Source organism: Actinophytocola gossypii, assembly GCF_025165815.1.
GTDB classification, from domain to species: Bacteria; Actinomycetota; Actinomycetes; order Mycobacteriales; family Pseudonocardiaceae; genus Actinophytocola; species Actinophytocola gossypii.
In genome coordinates, this window is the sequence record NZ_JAFFZE010000022.1 from 36,626 (window position 1) to 55,457 (window position 18,832).

An 18,832-nucleotide genomic window follows, 5' to 3' on the forward strand; every position below is an offset into this window, starting at 1 on the left:
GTGCACGCCTCCCCGGCGCCAGGAGGCGTCGGGAAGGCGTGCGGTGACGGTCCTACTTCCAGCCGAGGTCGGTGAGGTCGAGGACGATGTCGGCGGTCGGGTTCTCGCCGCCCTCTGGCGCGACCACCAGGACCTGCTCGTCCTTGGTGACCGAGTCGATCTTCTCGTCGCCGTTGACCTTGGTCTCGGCGTCGACGGCGTAGGTCGCGGTGTAGCCGTCCGCGCTCCTCACCGCGACCGACGAGCCGTCGGCCGAGGTGACGGTGCCCTTCTGCACCAGCATCGTGGTCGAGCCGCCGCCCTCCCGCACCAGGACGATCTCGGCGTGCGAGATGTCCTCGACGTTGAGGTCGTCGAAGGCCGCGAACAGCCCGAACGGGCCGCCGCCACCGCCCCAGTCGCCGTGCCCGGCCCACGGTGGGCCGTCGTGCTCCTCGTCCGGTGCCTGCTCGCTCGGCGCGGGCTCGGTGGAGGGCTGCTCGTTGGAGGCCGCGGCCGCGATGCCGAACGCGCCAACGCTGACGACGCCGGCCACGGCCACGCCGAGGCCGATCCGCCAGCCAAGGCGCCTGGTGCTGTCGCTCATTGGCGTGTCACTCCCTGTCGCTCCCGTGGGTTCTCCGGCACCTCCCATGGTCGCGACGACGGAGCCCGTTGACGTCGGATGCTCGGCTGGACCTGGCGTACGCGTCCGGCGGTAGCGTGACCGGCCCCACATACTCCGCGGGGAGTAGTCGGCGACCCGTCGCGATAATGTGATATCGTTTTGATAGTCAGACGATTTCACCGAAGGGGCCTGCCATGAACCAACTCGACACGACGGGGACTCCGATGCCTCGCCCGCACATCCGCGAGCGCGTCGCGTTCGGCACGCGCGGCGTGCCGGTCCTGGCCGGTGCCGTGGCGCTGATGCTCGTCGGCGTGGCCCTGATGCTGATCGGGATCATCCAGCTGGCGACCGGCGGCGGAGCGGCACCGATGGTGGTCCTCGTGGTGGTCGGCACCCTGGTCGTCGTCGGCGGCTCGCTCCTCAGCGGGGGCCTGATCATGGTGGCGCCCGGCGAGGCTCGGGTGATCCAGTTCCTCGGGCGGTACGTGGGCACGGTGCGGATGGACGGGCTGCGCTGGGTCAACCCGTTCACGTTCCGCCGCAAGATCTCCACCCGGATCCGGAACCACGAGACCGCGGTGAACAAGGTCAACGACGCGGACGGGAGCCCGATCGAGATCGCCGCGGTGGTGGTGTGGCGGGTGACGGACACGGCCCGGGCGGTCTTCGAGGTCGACGACTACATCGAGTTCGTGAACATCCAGACCGAGGCCGCCGTGCGCCACATCGCCACCACCTACCCCTACGACGCCCACGGCGACGACCAGCTGTCCCTGCGCCAGAACACGACGGAGATCACCGACCAGCTGTCGACGGAGATCGGCGCGCGGGTCGAGTCGGCCGGGGTGGAGGTGATCGAGTCGAGGATCACGCACCTGGCGTACGCGCAGGAGATCGCCGGTGCGATGCTGCGGCGTCAGCAGGCGGGGGCCGTGGTCGCGGCGCGCCAGCGCATCGTGGAGGGTGCCGTCGGCATGGTCCAACTCGCCCTCGACCAGCTGGCCGAGCAGGAGGTGGTGGACCTGGACGAGGAACGCAAGGCGGCGATGGTGAGCAACCTGTTGGTGGTGCTCTGCGCCGACCGGGACACCCAGCCCGTGGTCAACACCGGCACGCTCTACACGTGACAGCCCCGTGCCGGACCGCAAAAAGCTCCTGCTCCGCCTGGACCCCGCGATCCACGACGCGGTGACCAGATGGGCGAACGACGAGCTGCGGAGCACGAACGCACAGATCGAGTTCCTCCTCCGCCGTGCGCTGGCGGAGGCCGGCCGCCTCCCCGACAACGCGGGCGGGCTCCCCAAACGCGGCCGCCCACCCAAGTCGCCGAGCCCCGACCCGCCCGACCCCCAGCCGCCGACCGACCAGCGGTGACCCGCTGTTAGGATCGTCGACCGTGCCGTGTGGCATTCCGCCCAGGAGGAAGCTCACCGTCCTTTCCCGGTGAGGCCACACCCAACACGGCACGACTTCCACGATCGACACCGAGGAGTACCCGTTGGCGAACATCAAGTCCCAGATGAAGCGGATCAAGACGAACGAGAAGGCGCGGCAGCGCAACAAGTCCGTCAAGTCCTCGGTGAAGACCGCGATCCGCCGCTTCCGCGAGGCCGCCGAGGCCGGCGAGAAGGACAAGGCGATCGAGCTGCTCCAGGACGCCAGCCGCAAGCTGGACAAGGCGGCGAGCAAGGGCGTGATCCACGCCAACCAGGCGGCGAACAAGAAGTCCGCCATGGCCAAGCGCGCCAACCAGCTCTGATCACTGCTCGAACCGGTGCCGGTCAACCCCACGGGGTGGCCGGCACCGTTCGTTCACGCGGCAGCTGTCACCGGCGCGGCGCCGGATCGCAGCCGGGCCAGTGCGGTGACCAGCGACCTTTCGCCGACGAACGCCGCGCGGCGGCCGGTACCGCCGCCCGCTAGTTGCGGCGGCGGGCCTCGGCCAGCCGGAGCACCGCGCGCTGCAGTGCGTAGTCCGCGTCCGCGGCGACGCCCTTGACGTCGGCGTTCACCTCGGCCACCACCCGCATCGCCACCGCGAGGCCCGCCGGGTGCCAGCCCCGGGACTGGGCCAGCGCCTTGCGTACCTTCCACGTCGGCATGCCCAGCTCCGAGGACAGCCGGAACGGGTCCGCCCGCCCGGCGCCGGCCACCCGCGCCACGGTGCGCACCGCGTCGGCCAGCGCGTCGGCGACCAGCACGTGCGGCACGCCGAGCTGCATCGCCCAGCGCAGCATCTCCAGCGCGCCCGGCACGTCCCCGGTGACCGCCTTCTCCGCGACCGCGAAGCCGGTGACGTCCGCCCGGCCGCGGTGGTAGCGACGCACCTCCTCGGCGGTCACCTGCCCGCCCGTGTCGGCCACGAGTTGCGCCGCCGCGGAGGCCAGCTCGCGCAGGTCCGAGCCGACCGAGTCGATCAGCGCGCTCACCGCGTCGGCGTCGGTCTTGCCACCCGCACGGCGGATCTCGTTGCGGACGAACGCCTCCCGGTCCGCCGGCCTGGTGATCCTCGGACACTCCACGATGTCGGCGCCGGCCGAGCGCAGCGCCGTCACCAGGTCCTTGGCCGGCTTGCGGCCGCCGCCGGTGTGCAGCACGACCAGCTGCACGCTCTCCGCCGGCTCCTTGATGTACGCGGTGACGGCGGCGGCGATGTCCTTGGTGGCGTCGTGCGCGTTCTCCAGCACGATCACCCGTCGCTCGGCGAACAGCGACGGGCTGACCAGCTCGGCCAGTTCGGGCGCGCTCAGGTCGGACACCTTCACGCGAGTGAGCTCGGCGGCCGGGTCGGCGAGCTTGGCGGCGTCGACCGAGGCCCGCACCGCGCGCTCCACCAACAGCTCCTCCTCGCCGAGCACGAGTTGCAGGGCTGGCGGGGTCACGGCGGGCGACGTCACCCCGCCATCCTCGCACCACCGAGGTCAGGCCGGACGCGGGTGGTGCCCGTCACTCGTCGGCGTCCAGCGCCGCTGGCGGCTCTCTCGAATGGTGGACCTCACATTGGCCGAGTGCCGGGGTCGTGCCGTAACGTGTCCGGCGGAACAACTGAATACAGCTCATCCAGAGGGGCAGAGGGATCGGCCCGAAGAAGCCCCGGCAACCGGCGTCAGCCATTTCGCTTCCGCGAGGACGGCGACGAACACGGTGCCAATTCCGACCCGTACGCGGGACAGATGAGGAGATACCTCGCGATGACAGTCACTGCCGGCGCCAGCACCACCGCTCTCGACCTCGGGCCCGCCCGTGCGCTCACCTGTCGTGAGTGCGGACACCAGGTTCCGCTCGCCGCCGAGTTCGCGTGCGCCGAGTGTTTCGGACCCCTCGAGGTCGCCTACGAGTTCGGCGACGTCACCAGGGCGGACATCGAGGCGGGCCCCAAGTCCATCTGGCGCTACCGCCAGCTGCTGCCCGTTCCGTCCGATGTGGACGCCCACCCGAACACCGAGCCCGGCCTCACCCGGCTGGTGAAGGCCGACCGGCTCGCCGCGGCGCTCGGCGTGAAGTCGTTGTGGGTCAAGGACGACACGGGCAACCCGACGCACTCGTTCAAGGACCGGGTGGTCGCCGTCGCGCTCGCCGCCGCGCGCCAGCTCGGTTTCACCGTGCTGGCCTGCCCGTCGACCGGCAACCTGGCCAACGCGGTAGCCGCCGCGGCGGCGCGCGCGGGCTGGGAGTCGGTGGTGCTGATCCCGTCGTCGCTCGAGCGCGCCAAGGTCCTCACCACCGCCGTGTACGACGGCGCCCTGATCGCGGTCGACGGCAACTACGACGACGTCAACCGCCTGGCCACCGAACTCGCCGCGGAGCACGAGGACTGGGCGTTCGTCAACGTCAACGTGCGCCCGTACTACGCCGAGGGCTCCAAGTCGCTCGGCTACGAGGTCGCCGAGCAGCTCGGCTGGCGCCTGCCGGACCAGGTGGTCGTGCCGGTGGCCTCCGGCGCCCAGCTCACCAAGGTGGACAAGGGCTTCCGCGAGTTCACCGAACTCGGCCTGGTCGAGGGCAAGCCGTACCGGGTGTTCGGCGCCCAGGCGACCGGCTGCTCCCCGGTGTCCGCCGCGTACAAGGCGGGCCAGGACGTCGTGAGCCCGGTGAAGCCGGACACCATCGCCCGTTCGCTGGCGATCGGCGCCCCCGCCGACGGCCCGTACGTGCTCGACGCGGTCCGCCGCACCAACGGCGCGGTGGAGGACGTCTCCGACGAGGAGGTCGTCGAAGGCATCCGCCTGCTCGCCAGGACCGAGGGCATCTTCGCGGAGACCGCAGGCGGCGTCACCGTCGCCACCGCGAAGAAGCTCATCGACACCGGCCAGCTCGACCCCGACGCCGAAACAGTCCTCCTCATCACCGGCGACGGCCTCAAGACCCTCGACGCCGTGCAGGACAAGATCGGCCCCCGCGCCACGGTGCCTCCGTCAGCCGCGGCCGTCCGCGAAGCCCTGGAGTCCTGACGCCGGAAGTACCGCCTCGGCGGCACCACACGCGGACTCCTGCCCCAGCGTCGCGGCAGCAGACATCGCGGTAGCAGCGTCTGCCGTACGTCGCGGGCGAGCCCACGAAGCATCCGATGTGGACAGATGCGGCAGGCTCGCCGTGATCCGCACGGCGCCGCGAGTCGGCGACACGATCCGCGTGCGCCGCGGCGGTGGAACCGGTGCACACGTGCCGGGTTCGTGCACGCACACGTTCCGACGAACACCACCGCGGTGCCACTGCTCGTCGCGACCGAATCCGATCGAACAACCACCTCCTCACACAACTCGTACGTACATCTGTCACGGCGGCCCACGGGTCGGGCCGCGAGCCACCGCCCGCGGGCCGTTCTCGCCCGGGACGATCGCCGCGTCACCGCCGGTGTCGGTGCGGACCACCAGAGCCCCGGTCCGGTCGATCGCCCGGAGCGTGGTCGGGCTCGGGTGCCCGTACCGGTTGTCGGCACCGACACTGACCACCGCGATCCGGGCCCGGACCGCCGTGAACAGCTCGGGTGTGGTGTACCGGCTGCCGTGGTGCGGCACCTTGACGACGTCAGCGGTCAGGTCGGCCCGGGAGTCGAGCAGACCGGCCTGCGCCGACAGCTCCACGTCGCCGCTGAGCAGCACCTTTCCCGCCGGCGTCGCCGCACGCAGCACCAGCGACGCGTTGTTGATCTCCGTGCCCTCGGCTTCCGCCGGAAGCATCACCTCCTTCGCTGTCGGGGCCAGCACCTCGATCACCAGCCCCGGCCACTCGAGCCGGTGTCCGGCGTCGAGCTGGACGATCGGCACACCAACCTCGGCCGCCGCGTCTCGAACCTCCTCCCATGCCCAGTCCGGTTCCCTGCCCGGACCGACCGCGACCGCACCGACCGTCCGCTCGCCGAGGACCGCGTCCAGCCCACCGACGTGATCGGCGTGCAGGTGGCTCAGCACCACCAGCGGCACCCGGGACACGTCCAGCCGGTCCAGGCACCCGGCCAGTAGCCCCGGTTCCGGCCCGGTGTCCACGACCACCGCCCGACCGGCCTCGGCGGTGGCGAGCACGAGCGCGTCACCCTGCCCCACGTCGCACGCGACCATCGCCCACCCCGGCGGCGGCCAACCGGGCGCGACCACCCGGATCGGGACGACCACCACCAACAGACCGGTGAGTGCCGCGCCCACCAGCACCCGCAGGTGCCGGCGACGCAGTGCCGCGACCAGCAGCGACACACACGCCACCAGCAGCAGCCCGCCCCACCAGCCGGACGGCCAGGCGATCGTCGCACCGGGCACCCGTGACGCGTGCCGGGCGACCAGGATCAGCCAGTCGACCTCCGGCCCCGCGAGGCGGACCAGAAGCTCGGCCGGCCACGACGACACCGGGGCGACGAGCGCCGCCAGCACGCCGAGGACCGTGGCCACCGGGACCACCGGCGCGGCCAGCAGGTTCGCCAGCACCGCGACCAGGCTGACCTCGCCCGCCATCCCAGCCACCACGGGCGCGGTGACCAGGTGCGCCGCCGCCGGCACCGCGAGCGCCTCGGCGAGGCCACGCGGCACACCACGGTGCGCCAGCCGCTCCGCCCATCGCGGCGCGAGCAGCACCAGCCCGGCCGTGGCCAGCACCGACAACGCGAACCCGAAGCTCACCGCCATGGCCGGGTCCCACAGCACGAGCACGATCACCGCGGTACCCAGCGCGGGCAATGCGGCACGCTCCCGTCCCATCGCCAGCGCCAGCAGCCCGACCGCGCCCATGACACCCGCACGCAGGACGCTCGGCTCCGACCCGGCCAGCACCACGAAGCCGACCAGCGCGAGGGCGGCGCCGGCGGCCGCCGACCGTGGTCCCATGCGCAGCGCACGAAGGAGGAACAACACCGCCACGCACACGATCGCCAGGTTCGCCCCGCTGACGGCCACCAGGTGTGCGAGCCCGGCCGCCGTGAACTCCTCCTCGACCTGCCGGGACAGCCCATCGGTGTCCCCGACGACCAGCCCGGGTAACAGCCCCGCCGGTTCGGGATCGAGCACCGACGCGGCGTCCCGCAGCCCGCCCCGAAGCTCCTGCGCACCACGCTGCCAGGCGGCCGCCTCGCTCACGTCGTCCGGCGGTCCCCGGACGCGCAGCACGGCGACGGTCAACTCGCCCGAGCGGGCGGGCGCGAGCCCGGCGGTGGTGGTGGCGTCCTGCCCGGGCAGCAGCCTCGACCAGCCGTCCACGGGGGCGACCAGTACCACCCGGCCGGTCGAGGCGACGGCCTTGCCGTCGATCACGGCAGCGCGGATCCGCGCGGGCACGACAACCGCCCGGACACCGCCCTGTTGACCACCGAAGCCGGCGGAGAACAGCGGCCGCGGCCGCCCGGTGATCGTCACCCGGAACTGGCCCTCGCCGCCGGCCCGCGCGTGGGCACGGAGCGGATCCTGTTCGGCCTCGCGGAGGCGTCCCGTGGTGGCGACGGCCATCAACAGCCCGCAGACCAGCAGCGACCAGCCCAGGCCGACCCTGAACCATCGCACCGCCGGTGCCCGGCCGCGAGCGGCCAGCACGATGCCGATCCCGGCGCCCACCGCCGCGACGGCGCCGACCACGACCCACCACCAGCCGAGCAGTAGTCCGAGCATCGTGGCGAGCCAGACCGCGAGCGCCGCGGGTGCCAGCCTCCAGTCCGGTGCGGTGGCCGGATCCGCCCAGATGCGCCGGAGGCTCATCGCGCCACCACCAGCTCCTTGAGCCGGTCGAACCGGGTCGGACCGATGCCGTCGACCTCGCGCAACTGCTCGACCGAGGCGAACCGGCCGTGCTCGGTGCGCCAGTCCACGATCCGCTGCGCGGTGACCGGCCCCACCCCGGGCAGGGTGTCGAGCACGGCCAGGGTCGCCGTGTTGAGGTCGACGCGCGTACCGCCGGGCTGGCCGGTGCCGGGGGCGGCGGCGGGCTCCTGCGCGCCCGGCGGCACCGGGATCCCGACGTAGATCTGCTCGCCGTCGGTGAGGCGCCGGGCAAGGTTGAGGCTGCCCAGTTTGGCGCCTGGCGCCGTGCCGCCCGCCGCGTCCAGCGCGTCGGCCACCCGCGCGCCGCCGGGCAGCGTGACCAGGCCGGGGGACGCAACCCGCCCCACGACACTGATCACGATCGAGCCGCCCGGTGACGTGCTGGTGGTGGGTTCGCGCACCTGGCTGACCGCGGCGGCCGGCAGCGGGGGCGGCACCTCCGGTTGCTCGTGGGCCGTGGATAGCGTCAACCCGACCGCGACCGCGATGCCGAGCAGCGCGGCGCCCGCCGCGAGCACGGCGAGCCGCCGGCGCGGCGGATCGGCGGCCCGGTCGGGCAGCCAGCGTTCGCACAGGCGAGTGGCGACCCGGCGCCACCACGGATCGGCCGCCGGTACCCCGGTGGTCGACTTGTCGTGACCTCGTGGATCGGGCCGCGTGGCGACATCGTCCGGCGACCGAGCGGCGGCCGGAGGCGTCGGATCGGGGGCAGGAGGGTCGGGTGGCCACGCTGTTGGTTCGGGCGGGAAAGGTGAGTCGTCGAGCCACGGTCGACCGGGTGGCCGCTCATGGTGCGGCCGGTCGACGAGGTGGTCGAGGCGGTTGCTGGGACGGAGGGGTCGGCGTTCGCGCCGGGCGGTCGTTTCGATCACGCCTTCGACGCTAGGCCGGAACGGGCGCGGGCCGGGGCGATCGGCGTCGCACTGTGGACAACCGCGGTGGTTGTGGATAACCGGGTCGTTCGGGTGGTCAGAGCGAGGGAATCGTCGGTGCCGTGTGCGAGGCTGGACGGTTCACCGTTCGATCGGGCAGAGCACGACTCCGAGCATGCCGGGCCCGGTGTGCGCACCGATCGCCGCGCCCAGCTCGGACACCACACAGCCCGGCGACGGAGAGATCCGCTCGTCGAGCCGGGTCGCGAGTTCCACCGCCCGGTCGTGCGCGGCGAGGTGGTGCACGGCGACGTCGACGCCCTGTGCGCCCGTCGCCCGCGCGGCCTCTTCGGCCAGGTCCACCAGGCGCAACATGGCTCGATGGGTCGTCCGCACCTTCTCCAGCGGTTCGATCCGTCCGTCCACCACGTGCAGCACCGGTCGAACCGCGAGCGCCGTGCCAAGGAACGCCGACGCCGCCCCGATCCGCCCGCCCCGCCGGAGGTACTCGAGCGTCTCCACCACGAAGAACGTCCTGGTCCGCGCCGCCGCGGCGACCGCGGTGTCCTCCACCTCAGCCGCGTCGGCGCCGGCCACCGCGACCGCTGCCGCCCGCAGCACGGCGAACCCGAGCCCCATCACCGTCGTCCGCGAGTCCACCACTCGAACCCGGTCCTCGCCGACTTCCTTCGCCGCCAGCCTGGCCGACTCCCACGTGCCGGAGAGTTCCCTGGACAGGTGCACCGAGACGACCGCGTCGGCACCGGTGTCGAGCAACCGCCGATAGGTGCCGACGAACTCCTCCGGGTTGGGCCGCGACGTCGTGACCACGCGACGGCCGACCAACGCCTCCGCCACCGCGCCCGGGCCGATGTCCACCCCGTCCAACCCGGACTCGTCGTCGATCAACACGTGCAGTGGCACCACGTGCACCGCGTGTCGCGCCGCGAAACCGTCCGGCAGGTACGCGCTGGAGTCGGTGACCACGGCGACAGGCACGGTCGGTCAGCCTACGTGGTGCTCGTCCGTCTTCCGTGCAACCAGCGGCGCCACGAGGTCGGCCAGCGCGGCGCCGACCCTGGCGTGTCCCTCCCAGCCCCAGTGCATGCCGTCCGGGTTTCCGCGCCCGCTCAGCACGTGCTCGCCGGTCAGGTCGGCGAGGTCGAGCAGGGGCACTCCGGCCCGCGCGCCCCACGCGCGGATCGCCGGGACGGCACTCAGCCGACCGGTGTGTACCAGCCCGTAGGACGCCGCACGGTGCACGGGCGGCAGCACCCCGACCGCCGGGAGATCCGGACGCAGCGCGCGGATCGAGCCGAGGATGCGGTCCAGGTAGTGGACGGTCAGCGCGGGCGGCAACGCCACCGGCCGCCCCCTGGTCACCCTGGCCAGCCACGGCTGGGCGGCCAGATAGCGGGCGCGAACGAACCGGCGCAGCGCGTCCGGCCGCAGGTAGCGCAGGCCTTCGCGCAGGTAGGTGGGCAGTGGTGAGGGCAGGGTGTCCATACTGCCCACGCCCAGGACCAGCACGTCGGCTGTGGGCAGCAGCGCCCAGATCCGCGGGTCGCCGGCGAGCGCCCAGAACGCGTCGCGCGAGGTCCAGCCCTGTCCGGCGAACAGTTCGGTGCGGCCGCCGATCGCCGCCGCGGCCAGATTGGGCCACAGCCGCTCGTCGTCCGCGGGATACGGTCCGTCGGGACCATGGAAACTGAGCGAGTCCCCGAAGGTCAACAGGGTCGGAGCCATGGTCGGGGACTCAGCCGGTGATCCCGGCGTTGTAGACGCGTAGCCGCCAGGCCAGGCCGCTCGTGCCGCGCCGGGCCAGCACGGTCCAGTGGCAGTTGCCGATCCCGCCGAGCTTGGCCCACGCCGCGACCGGCAGCTCCAGCAGGTGCCCGACGAGCGCGGTGATCAGGCCGCCGTGCGCGCACAGGATCGCGGTGTCCTCGGTCGACTCGTCCAGGTCGGCGACCACTTCCGCGGCCCGGGCGGCGACCTCGACCCGAGCCTCGCCGCCGGGCGGGGTCCAGGTCGGGTCCGTCTGCCAGACCTGGCGCGAGCCCGGCCACTGCTCGTCGACCTCGGCGCTGGTCATGCCCTGCCAGAGGCCCAGGTTGGTCTCCCGCAGCCGCTTGTCCACGCGCGAGGGCACGCCGGTGGCGTCGGTGAACGTCGCCGCCGTGTCCATCGCGCGGCGCAGGTCGGAGGTCACCACGATGTCCGGGGAGAACCGGGCCAGTGCCGGCACCGCGAAGCGCGCCTGGTTGCGCCCCACCTCGGTGAGCCGCGAGTCCAGGTGTCCCTGCCATCGGCCGGTCGCGTTGTAGTCGGTCTCGCCATGCCGCCACATCACGAGCCGGCTCAGGGTCACGTCGGACCGCCCTCGTCGCCGTCCGCGTCGACCAGCGCCGGGTCCGGGTCGAACTCGATCCGCGGGCAGTCCTTCCACAGCCGTTCCAGGCCGTAGAACGCCCGTTCCTCCGCGTGCTGGACGTGCACGACGACGTCCACGAAGTCCAGCAACACCCAGCGGCCCTCGCGGGCGCCCTCGCGGCGGATCGGTTTCGTGCCGGTGGCGCGCATCTTCTCCTCGACGTTGTCGACGATCGCGCCGACCTGCCGTTCGTTCGGCGCGGACGCGATCACGAAACAGTCGGTGATGACCAGTTGCTCGGAGACATCGAGCACGATCACGTCGCTGGCCTTCTTGTCGGCGGCGGCGTTGGCCGCGACCAGTGCCAACTCGCGTGCGTCGTGCGTAGCGGCCACGTCACTCCTCTGTCGTCGAACCCGGGCTCCTCGTGAACCCTACGAGAGTACCCGTGCCGCACGCGATCACGGTGTCCCGTCCCGGTACAGGTCTCGCTTCGAGATGTACTGAACGACCCCGTCGGGCACCAGGTACCAGACGGGCTGGCCGGCGGCGACCCTGGCGCGGCAGTCGGTCGACGAGATCGCCATGGCGGGAACGTCGACCAGGCTCACCGATCCGCTCGGCAGGTGCTCGTCGGCGAGCTGGTAGCCGGGCCGGGTCACGCCGACGAAGTGGGCCAGCGCGAACAGCTCCTCGGCCTGGCGCCAGGACAGGATCTGTTCGAGCGCGTCCGCGCCGGTGATGAAGAACAGGTGCGCGTCGGGGTGCGATGCGTGCAGGTCGCGCAGCGTGTCGATGGTGTAGGTGGTGCAGCCGCGGTCGATGTCGACCCTGCTCACCGAGAACCGGGGATTGGACGCGGTGGCGACCACGGTCATCAGGTACCTGTCCTCGGCCGCGCTGACCTGGCGGTGGCTCTTCTGCCACGGCTGCCCGGTCGGCACGAAGATCACCTCGTCCAGGTCGAACCTGACCTGGACCTCGCTCGCCGCCACGAGGTGTCCGTGATGGATGGGATCGAACGTGCCGCCCATGATCCCGATTCTCCGACCTGCCATGGGCGCTGAGCCTACCGCCGGACAGGCCGCTGACCTGGGAACCGATCGAACTTTTCGTGCGAATGGTCCATTCGCACGGTCGCCCCCTGGCCGTTGTCGGTGTCATGCGCCAGTGTGGAGGGCGTGGATCAGCAAGCCCTCCGAACCTCAGCCGAACACCGCCTCCGCGCCCTCGCCGGCGACGAGGCGTCCCTCCGCGACGACCAGTGGACCGCCATCGAGGCGCTGGTCGTCGACCGCGCGCGTGCCCTCGTGGTGCAGCGCACGGGGTGGGGCAAGTCCGCCGTCTACTTCGTGGCGACCGCGCTGTTACGCGAACTCGGCCGGGGCCCGACGGTGATCGTCTCGCCGCTGCTCGCGTTGATGCGCAACCAGATCGAGGCGGCGGGTCGGGCCGGGGTCCGGGCGGCCACGATCAACTCGGCCAACCTCGACCAGTGGCACGAGGTGCAGGACGATGTCCTGGCCGGGCGGATCGACGTGTTACTGGTCAGCCCGGAACGGCTCAACAACCCGGAGTTCCGCGACACGGTCCTGCCGGAACTGACCGCGAGCGCAGGGATGCTCGTGGTCGACGAGGCGCACTGCATCTCCGACTGGGGTCACGACTTCCGACCCGACTACCGGCGGCTGCGCAGCCTGCTCGGCACCCTGCCGGCCGGGGTGCCCGTGCTCGCGACCACGGCCACCGCGAACGACCGGGTGGTCCGCGACGTCACCGAGCAACTCGGACTCGGTGGTCGGGACACGGTGGTGCTGCGTGGCGAGCTCGACCGGGAGAGCCTGCACCTTGGCGTGCTGCGGCTGCCGACAGCGCAGGCCAGGTTCGCCTGGCTGGCGGAGCATCTCGACGAGTTGCCCGGCTCGGGGATCATCTACACGCTGACGGTGGCCGCGGCACACGAGGTGTCGTCGTTCCTGCGCGACCGCGGGTACTCGGTGGACGCGTACTCGGGCAGGACCGATCCGGCCGAGCGGGAACGCGTCGAGCAGGACCTGCTGGGCAACCGGATCAAGGCGGTGGCCGCGACGTCGGCCCTGGGGATGGGTTTCGACAAGCCGGACCTCGGCTTCGTGATCCATCTGGGAGCGCCGTCCTCTCCGATCGCGTACTACCAGCAGATCGGTCGCGCGGGTCGCGGCGTGCGCCGGGCCGAGGTGTTACTCCTGCCGGGCACCGAGGACCAGGACATCTGGGCGTACTTCGCCTCGCTGGCCTTCCCGGCCGAACGGGTGGTCCGGCGCGTGCTGGACGTACTGGCCGAAGCGGATCGTCCACTGTCCACGGCGGCGATCGAGCCCTCGTGCGACCTGTCCCGCAGTCGGCTGGACATGGTGCTGAAGGTGCTGGACGTGGACGGTGCGGTCCAACGGGTCAAGGGCGGCTGGATCGCCACCGGCCAGGGCTGGGACTACGACGCGGATCGGTACCAGGGCATCGCCGGCGCGAGGAAGTCCGAACAACAGGCCATGCGCGAGTACCAGCGGACGGACCAGTGCCGGATGGAGTACCTGCTCCGCCAACTCGACGCGCCGAACGTGGCGGCGTGTGGTCGGTGCGACAACTGTGCCGGAGCGCGATGGAGCGCGGAGGTCTCGGAGGCGCATGTCGTCGCCGCCCAACGGCTCTTGCATCGGCCGGGCGTGGAGATCGGCGAACGTCGCATGTGGCCGAGCGGTATGGCCGCGCTCGACGTTCCGTTGTCCGGAAAGGTCGGTGCCGGTGAGCGCGCGGAGCCGGGCCGCGCACTCGGGCGGCTCACCGACATCGGCTGGGGCAACCGTTTGCGCGAGCTGTTCGCACCGGGCGTCGAGCACGCCGACGGGCCGGTCCCCGACGACCTGGTCGATGGCTGTGTGCGGGTGCTGGCGTCGTGGGAGTGGGCGGAGCGTCCGGTCGGCGTGGTGACGGTGGGATCGACCAGCAGACCGAAGCTGGTGGCGAGCTTGGGCGAGCGGATCTCCTCGATCGGCCGGCTGCCCCTGCTGGGCGGGATCGACGTCCGACCGGCGGGTGAGCGACAAGCGAACAGTGCACGCCGGTTGGCACAGGTGTGGCGGTCACTTCGGATCAGTCCCGAACTGGCCGACCGCTTATCCGGTGTGGACGGTCCGGTGCTGCTCGTCGACGACCGGGTGGACACGGGCTGGACCATGACCGTGGCGGCCAGGTTGGTGCGCGAGGCCGGCGCACCAGCGGTCCTGCCGTTCGCTCTCGCCACCACGACCTGACCACTCGGCTCACCCGAACACTCACACGTGGAAAGGAGGTACCAACTTTCGATCAGATCACAGCGCCCCGCACAAGACGTGCCTTCGCCGGAGCACTCGTCCATGTGCTCGACCGGAAGTCGGGCTCCGGAGCAAGGTGACGAACTCGGAGTAGCGCTCGCCCGCGGCGACTTCGGGCACGCCCTTCCGCCGGGCTCGGAGCCCGGCTCGGATGCGAGCCGGACCGACGAACTCTGCCGGACCGGATTCACCGACCGAATTCGCCAACCGGATTCACCGACCGAGTTCGCCCACCGATTTCGCCGACCGAGTCGCCCACCGAGTTCGCCCACCCAGTTCGCCCACCCAGTTCGCCGACCGAGTTCGCCCACCGGATTCACTGACCGGATTCGCCCACCGAGTTCGCCCCACCGAGTTCGCCCCACCGAGTTCGCCGAGCCGGCCCGGCTCAACCGGACGCGTCCGCCGGGACAGCCAGGCAACCGGGGCGACCAAACTCAGCCAGAGAGTTCGGCCTGCCGGTTCGACGGTCGGGCTCGCTGTCACCTCGGCCGGCAACCGGAGCCGATCAGCCCGGTGCGGGCGGGTTCGGGCAGCCGCAGCCAGCCAGAGCACGGCCAGCCCGACTGGTTGGGCGCAGTGCTCGGACTCGACCAGTGGGGCTCGGTCAGTGGACTTGGCTGGCGATGTCGGCCACCCAATCCCGCTCGGTCGGGTTGGGCGTAGGAGTACGGCGAGCCAGCACGGGTGGCACGCGGACATGGAACTCGGGGGCAGCGACGCCCTGACCGAACGGGAAAGGAGGTAATCGCGCTCCGACAAGTGTGAGTCAGTGGCGGAGTGGGACCAGGTCGTCGGCGTGGACGACTTCGCGGCGATGTTCCGGCGCGAGGTCGTGGCTCTTACGGCCGATGAGCATCGGCAGCTCGGCGGCGTCGTAGGCGACGACTCCCCTGGCGACGACATGGTCACGGCTGTCGGACAGCTCGACGACGTCACCGGCTTCGAACTCGCCGTGCACGGCGGTGATGCCGGCGGCCAGAAGCGAGCGGCGGCGGCCGACCACCGCGGCCACGGCACCGTCGTCGAGTCGCAGGCGGCCCTTGGGGTTGGCGGCGTAGGCGAGCCAGAACCGCCTCGGGGTCAGCCTGCGTGGGCTGGCGGCGAACGCGGTACCGACGTCGGCCACGCCCAAAGCGTGGGCCGCGTCGCTCGCGGCGGCGATCAGGACCGGTACGCCGGCGGTCGAGGCGAGCCGGGCCGAGGCCAGCTTCGAGGCCATGCCGCCGGTGCCCAGGTCGGAACCGGGCTCGTCGGCGCGGACATGTTCGACATCGGCATCGCCGGCCACTTCGTCGATGCGGTGGGCGTCACCGCGACGGGGGTCGCCGTCGTACAGACCATCGACATCGGAAAGGAGGACCAGCGCGTCAGCACCAACCAAATACGCGACCATTGCCGCCAGGCGGTCGTTGTCGCCGAACTTGATCTCCTCGGTGACCACGGTGTCGTTCTCGTTGACCACGGGCACGACACCGAGGGCCAGTAGCCGCGACAGGGTGCGTTGCGCATTGCGATAGTGCGCGCGCCGCACCACGTCGTCCGAGGTGAGGAGGACCTGGCCCACCCGCAGGTCGTAGCGGGCGAACGACGACACGTACGCGTGGCCGAGCACGAGCTGGCCGACGCTCGCGGACGCCTGCTGCGTGGCGAGATCATGTGGCCGGCGGCCGAGACCCAACGGCGCCAGTCCCGAGGCGATCGCACCGGAGGACACCAGGACGACCTGGCTACCGGCGGTACGACGCGCCGCGAGTGCGTCGACCAGGGCATCGAGCCGTGCTGGGTCGAGGCCGCCCTGCGCGGTGGTCAGCGACGACGAGCCGACCTTGACCACCACGCGCGGCGCCGCGGCGATGCGCGACCGCGTGTCGGACAGGAGCGCGCCCCGCTCGGTCACGACTCGTCCGGCGCCTGGCGACCGACGCCGTCGGGCTGGTCGGCGACGCCGTCGGCGCTGGTACCGTCGGTGTCCGTTTTGGCGGTGCTGGTGCCGTCGGTGTCCGCCTCGGCGGCGCTGGGGCCGTCGGGGTCAGGTCTGCCTGGCGTGTTCGGTGTGCCTGGGTCGGGCGGATCGACCGTCGTGGGCACTGCTTCCGGTCCTTGGTCGTCGGCGGGTTGCGGGAAACCGGGGGTCTCCAGGCCTCGGCGGGCTCGCTTGGCCGCCTTGCGTTCGGCGGCGCCCACCCGGTTGTTCCGCTCCAGGCGCGGGTCCTCGCCGCGTTCGTACAGGACGGTGCTCACTCCTGCTGGGGTGGATGGTTCCCAGTCGAACGTGACGTTTCCGATGGTGACCGGGCAGCCGGGCTTGGCGCCCCGCTCCGCCAGTGCCTGTTCGACGCCGAGCCTCGCCAACCGGTCGGCCAGGTAGCCGACGGCCTCGTTGTTGTCGAACGCCGTCTGGCGCACCCAGCGCTCGGGTCGATCGCCCCGCACGATGAAGGCGCCCGGCTCCTCCGGGTCCTCCGCCACGGTGAAGCCGGCATCGTCGACCGCCTGTGGGCGCAGCACGATCCGGCTCGCCTCGATCGAGGGGCGGGTGGCGCGGTCCTCCTCCACGATCCTGGCCAGGGCGAACGACAGCTCGCGCAGGCCCTCGTGGCTCGCCGTCGACACGGCGAACACGGGGAGTCCTCTGGCTTCCAGGTCGGGTTTGATCATGTCGGCCAGCTCCCGGGCGTCGGGCACGTCGACCTTGTTCAGGACCACGACCCGGGGCCGATCGGCGAGGCTGTCGCCGAGCGCCGGGGTGTACCGGGCGAGTTCCTCCTCCAGGGCGTCCACGTCGGACACCGGATCGCGGTTCGACTCGTAGGTCGCGCAGTCGACCACGTGCACCAGCACGGCACAGCGCTCGATGTGCCGAAGGAAGTCCAGGCCGAGCCCCTTGCCCTGGCTCGCTCCGGGGATCAGGCCGGGTACGTCGGCGACCGTGTAGGTCGACGCACCCGCGGTGACGACACCCAGGTTCGGCACGAGCGTGGTGAACGGGTAGTCGGCGATCTTCGGCCGCGCCGAGGACAGCACCGAGATCAGCGACGACTTCCCCGCCGAAGGAAACCCGACCAGGCCGACGTCGGCGACCGACCGGAGTTCGAGCACCAGGTCACGCAGCTCGCCCGGCTCGCCGAGGAGGGCGAAGCCGGGAGCCTTGCGGGCCTTGGACGCCAGCGCGGCGTTGCCCAGCCCACCCCGACCACCGCGGGCCGCGACGAACCGGGTTCCGTTGCCGGTCAGGTCGGCGAGCATCTCGCCGTCCTCGGTGAGCACCACGGTGCCGTCCGGCACCCGCAGCTCCAATGCGTCACCGGCGGCACCATCGCGGTTGCTGCCCTGCCCCTGCCTGCCGTTGGTCGCGCGGGCGTGCGGGCGGAAGTGGAAGTCGAGCAGTGTGTGCACGCCGGCGTCGACGACGAGCACCACATCGCCGCCGTTGCCGCCGTTGCCGCCGTCCGGGCCGCCGAGCGGCTTGAACTTCTCGCGGTGCACCGACGCACACCCGTTACCACCGCTGCCCGCGGACACGTGGATGACCACGCGATCGACGAATCGGGACACTGATGAACCTTCCCAGAAACACGACGAGGGGCGAGCCGCACTACGCCGGCCCGCCCCTCGTCAGGGTCTTGTTCCAGTCGCGGGCGTCAGCCCTCGACCGGGACGATGTTCACGGTCTTGCGACCGCGCTTCTCACCGAACTGGACCGCGCCCGCGGCCAGCGCGAACAGCGTGTCGTCGCCACCGCGGCCGACGTTGACGCCGGGGTGGAACTTGGTGCCCCGCTGACGGATGAGGATCTCGCCGGCGTTGACCGCCTGGCCGCCGAACCGCTTCACGCCCAGGCGCTGAGCGTTGGAGTCGCGCCCGTTGCGGGAGCTGGACGCACCCTTCTTGTGTGCCATGGCTGTTCAGCTCCTACTTGGTCTTGATGCCGGTGACCTCGACGCGGGTCATCTTCTGCCGGTGACCCTGCCGCTTGTGGTAGCCGGTCTTGTTCTTGAACTTGTGGATGCGGATCTTGGGGCCCTTGGTCTGGGCGACGACCTTGCCGGTCACCGACACGCCGGCCAGCTTGGCCGCATCGGTGGTGACATCCTCACCGTCGACGACGAGCAGCGCGGGGAACGTGAGCTCGGCTCCGGGCTCACCGTCGAGCTTCTCGACCTCGACGATGTCGCCGACGGCGACCTTGTACTGCTTGCCGCCGGTCTTGACGATCGCGTACATCGGGACGGAACTCTCCTGCTGCTCGATGTTTCTCTCGACTAGGGCTACGCGGCGGCCGGACTCTCGCGATGGCTCCCGTCGAGCCAGTGCCGGATCCCGCGCACGAGTCGGCCCACCGATCGGCGGGCCGACCTACAGGTTACGCGGCCGCCGGAATCGGG

General features: G+C 71.7%; 18 protein-coding genes and 1 riboswitch. Of the genes, 5 read left to right on the forward strand and 13 right to left on the reverse strand.

The annotated features are described in order from the left end of the window. Nucleotides 1-52: 52 nt before the first annotated feature. The gene (locus tag JT362_RS27160) at nt 53-586 is read right to left on the reverse strand and encodes a hypothetical protein (protein ID WP_260194632.1); all 534 of its coding nucleotides are present in this window, start codon (nt 584-586) and stop codon (nt 53-55) included. 215 nt (nt 587-801) lie between these two features. Here JT362_RS27160 and JT362_RS27165 point away from each other — a divergent pair, with 215 nt between their 5' ends. The 3 genes from JT362_RS27165 (at nt 802) to rpsT (ending at nt 2,369) form a co-directional block, all read left to right on the forward strand. After that, nucleotides 802-1,737, forward strand: a complete 936-nt coding sequence (locus tag JT362_RS27165) for an SPFH domain-containing protein (RefSeq protein ID WP_260194633.1) — start codon at nt 802-804, stop codon at nt 1,735-1,737. Nucleotides 1,738-1,744: 7 nt separating this feature from the next. After that, nucleotides 1,745-1,984 (forward strand): type II toxin-antitoxin system antitoxin, encoded by a 240-nt coding sequence (locus tag JT362_RS27170; RefSeq protein WP_260194634.1) that lies wholly within the window; start codon nt 1,745-1,747, stop codon nt 1,982-1,984. A 124-nt stretch (nt 1,985-2,108) separates the two neighbouring features. Further along, nucleotides 2,109-2,369 (forward strand): 30S ribosomal protein S20, encoded by a 261-nt coding sequence (gene rpsT, locus JT362_RS27175; protein ID WP_260194635.1) that lies wholly within the window; start codon nt 2,109-2,111, stop codon nt 2,367-2,369. A gap of 160 nt (nt 2,370-2,529) precedes the next feature. Here the strand turns inward: rpsT and holA are convergent, their stop codons facing one another. Continuing rightward, nucleotides 2,530-3,507, reverse strand: coding sequence for a DNA polymerase III subunit delta (gene holA, locus JT362_RS27180; RefSeq protein ID WP_260194636.1), 978 nt, complete (start codon nt 3,505-3,507; stop codon nt 2,530-2,532). A 156-nt stretch (nt 3,508-3,663) separates the two neighbouring features. Continuing rightward, nucleotides 3,664-3,790, forward strand: a riboswitch (SAM riboswitch). Nucleotides 3,791-3,801: 11 nt separating this feature from the next. Between holA and thrC the strand changes: the two genes are divergently transcribed. Next, nucleotides 3,802-5,061, forward strand: coding sequence for a threonine synthase (gene thrC, locus JT362_RS27185; protein ID WP_260194637.1), 1,260 nt, complete (start codon nt 3,802-3,804; stop codon nt 5,059-5,061). Between the two features lie 324 nt (nt 5,062-5,385). Here thrC and JT362_RS27190 read toward each other — a convergent pair whose 3' ends face one another. From JT362_RS27190 to nadD, 7 genes are all read right to left on the reverse strand, one after another. Then, nucleotides 5,386-7,785: a ComEC/Rec2 family competence protein gene (locus JT362_RS27190; RefSeq protein WP_260194638.1), complete on the reverse strand. Its 2,400-nt coding sequence runs from the start codon at nt 7,783-7,785 to the stop codon at nt 5,386-5,388. Further along, nucleotides 7,782-8,720, reverse strand: coding sequence for a ComEA family DNA-binding protein (locus tag JT362_RS27195; RefSeq protein WP_260194639.1), 939 nt, complete (start codon nt 8,718-8,720; stop codon nt 7,782-7,784). The genes JT362_RS27190 and JT362_RS27195 overlap by 4 nt, the downstream gene beginning before the upstream one ends. A gap of 141 nt (nt 8,721-8,861) precedes the next feature. Beyond that, nucleotides 8,862-9,719, reverse strand: coding sequence for a DegV family protein (locus tag JT362_RS27200; protein ID WP_260194640.1), 858 nt, complete (start codon nt 9,717-9,719; stop codon nt 8,862-8,864). Between the two features lie 6 nt (nt 9,720-9,725). After that, nucleotides 9,726-10,466: a diglucosylglycerate octanoyltransferase gene (gene octT / locus JT362_RS27205; protein ID WP_260194641.1), complete on the reverse strand. Its 741-nt coding sequence runs from the start codon at nt 10,464-10,466 to the stop codon at nt 9,726-9,728. A gap of 10 nt (nt 10,467-10,476) precedes the next feature. Next, nucleotides 10,477-11,091: a histidine phosphatase family protein gene (locus JT362_RS27210; RefSeq protein ID WP_260194642.1), complete on the reverse strand. Its 615-nt coding sequence runs from the start codon at nt 11,089-11,091 to the stop codon at nt 10,477-10,479. Further along, the gene (rsfS, locus tag JT362_RS27215; RefSeq protein ID WP_260194643.1) at nt 11,088-11,489 is read right to left on the reverse strand and encodes a ribosome silencing factor; all 402 of its coding nucleotides are present in this window, start codon (nt 11,487-11,489) and stop codon (nt 11,088-11,090) included. Before rsfS ends, JT362_RS27210 begins: the two co-directional genes overlap by 4 nt. Nucleotides 11,490-11,555: 66 nt before the next feature. Then, nucleotides 11,556-12,152 (reverse strand): nicotinate-nucleotide adenylyltransferase, encoded by a 597-nt coding sequence (gene nadD, locus JT362_RS27220; RefSeq protein ID WP_260194644.1) that lies wholly within the window; start codon nt 12,150-12,152, stop codon nt 11,556-11,558. A gap of 123 nt (nt 12,153-12,275) precedes the next feature. On the opposite strand from nadD, the gene JT362_RS27225 reads away from it, so the two are divergent. Further along, a complete protein-coding gene (locus JT362_RS27225; protein WP_260194646.1) occupies nt 12,276-14,384 on the forward strand; it encodes a RecQ family ATP-dependent DNA helicase in 2,109 nt (702 codons plus the stop codon). Nucleotides 14,385-15,213: 829 nt separating this feature from the next. On the opposite strand, the gene proB is transcribed toward JT362_RS27225, so the two are convergent. The 4 genes from proB to rplU form a co-directional block, all read right to left on the reverse strand. Continuing rightward, a complete protein-coding gene (gene proB, locus JT362_RS27230; protein WP_260194849.1) occupies nt 15,214-16,323 on the reverse strand; it encodes a glutamate 5-kinase in 1,110 nt (369 codons plus the stop codon). A gap of 17 nt (nt 16,324-16,340) precedes the next feature. Then, a complete protein-coding gene (gene obgE, locus JT362_RS27235; RefSeq protein WP_260194647.1) occupies nt 16,341-18,002 on the reverse strand; it encodes a GTPase ObgE in 1,662 nt (553 codons plus the stop codon). Between the two features lie 86 nt (nt 18,003-18,088). Further along, nucleotides 18,089-18,346 (reverse strand): 50S ribosomal protein L27, encoded by a 258-nt coding sequence (rpmA, locus tag JT362_RS27240; protein WP_260194648.1) that lies wholly within the window; start codon nt 18,344-18,346, stop codon nt 18,089-18,091. A gap of 13 nt (nt 18,347-18,359) precedes the next feature. Further along, on the reverse strand, nt 18,360-18,671 hold the full coding sequence (rplU, locus tag JT362_RS27245) for a 50S ribosomal protein L21 (protein WP_260194649.1): 312 nt from the start codon (nt 18,669-18,671) through the stop codon (nt 18,360-18,362). Nucleotides 18,672-18,832: the final 161 nt, after the last annotated feature.

Excerpts from the sequence above, each read along its gene's own strand:
- rplU (WP_260194649.1), bottom strand. The coding sequence starts at position 18,671 with ATGTACGCGATCGTCAAGACCGGCGGCAAGCAGTACAAGGTCGCCGTC.
- JT362_RS27190 (WP_260194638.1), bottom strand. The coding sequence starts at position 7,785 with ATGAGCCTCCGGCGCATCTGGGCGGATCCGGCCACCGCACCGGACTGG.
- octT (WP_260194641.1), bottom strand. The coding sequence starts at position 10,466 with ATGGCTCCGACCCTGTTGACCTTCGGGGACTCGCTCAGTTTCCATGGT.
- thrC (WP_260194637.1), top strand. The coding sequence starts at position 3,802 with ATGACAGTCACTGCCGGCGCCAGCACCACCGCTCTCGACCTCGGGCCC.
- nadD (WP_260194644.1), bottom strand. The coding sequence starts at position 12,152 with ATGGCAGGTCGGAGAATCGGGATCATGGGCGGCACGTTCGATCCCATC.
- JT362_RS27160 (WP_260194632.1), bottom strand. The coding sequence starts at position 586 with ATGAGCGACAGCACCAGGCGCCTTGGCTGGCGGATCGGCCTCGGCGTG.
- JT362_RS27165 (WP_260194633.1), top strand. The coding sequence starts at position 802 with ATGAACCAACTCGACACGACGGGGACTCCGATGCCTCGCCCGCACATC.
- rpmA (WP_260194648.1), bottom strand. The coding sequence starts at position 18,346 with ATGGCACACAAGAAGGGTGCGTCCAGCTCCCGCAACGGGCGCGACTCC.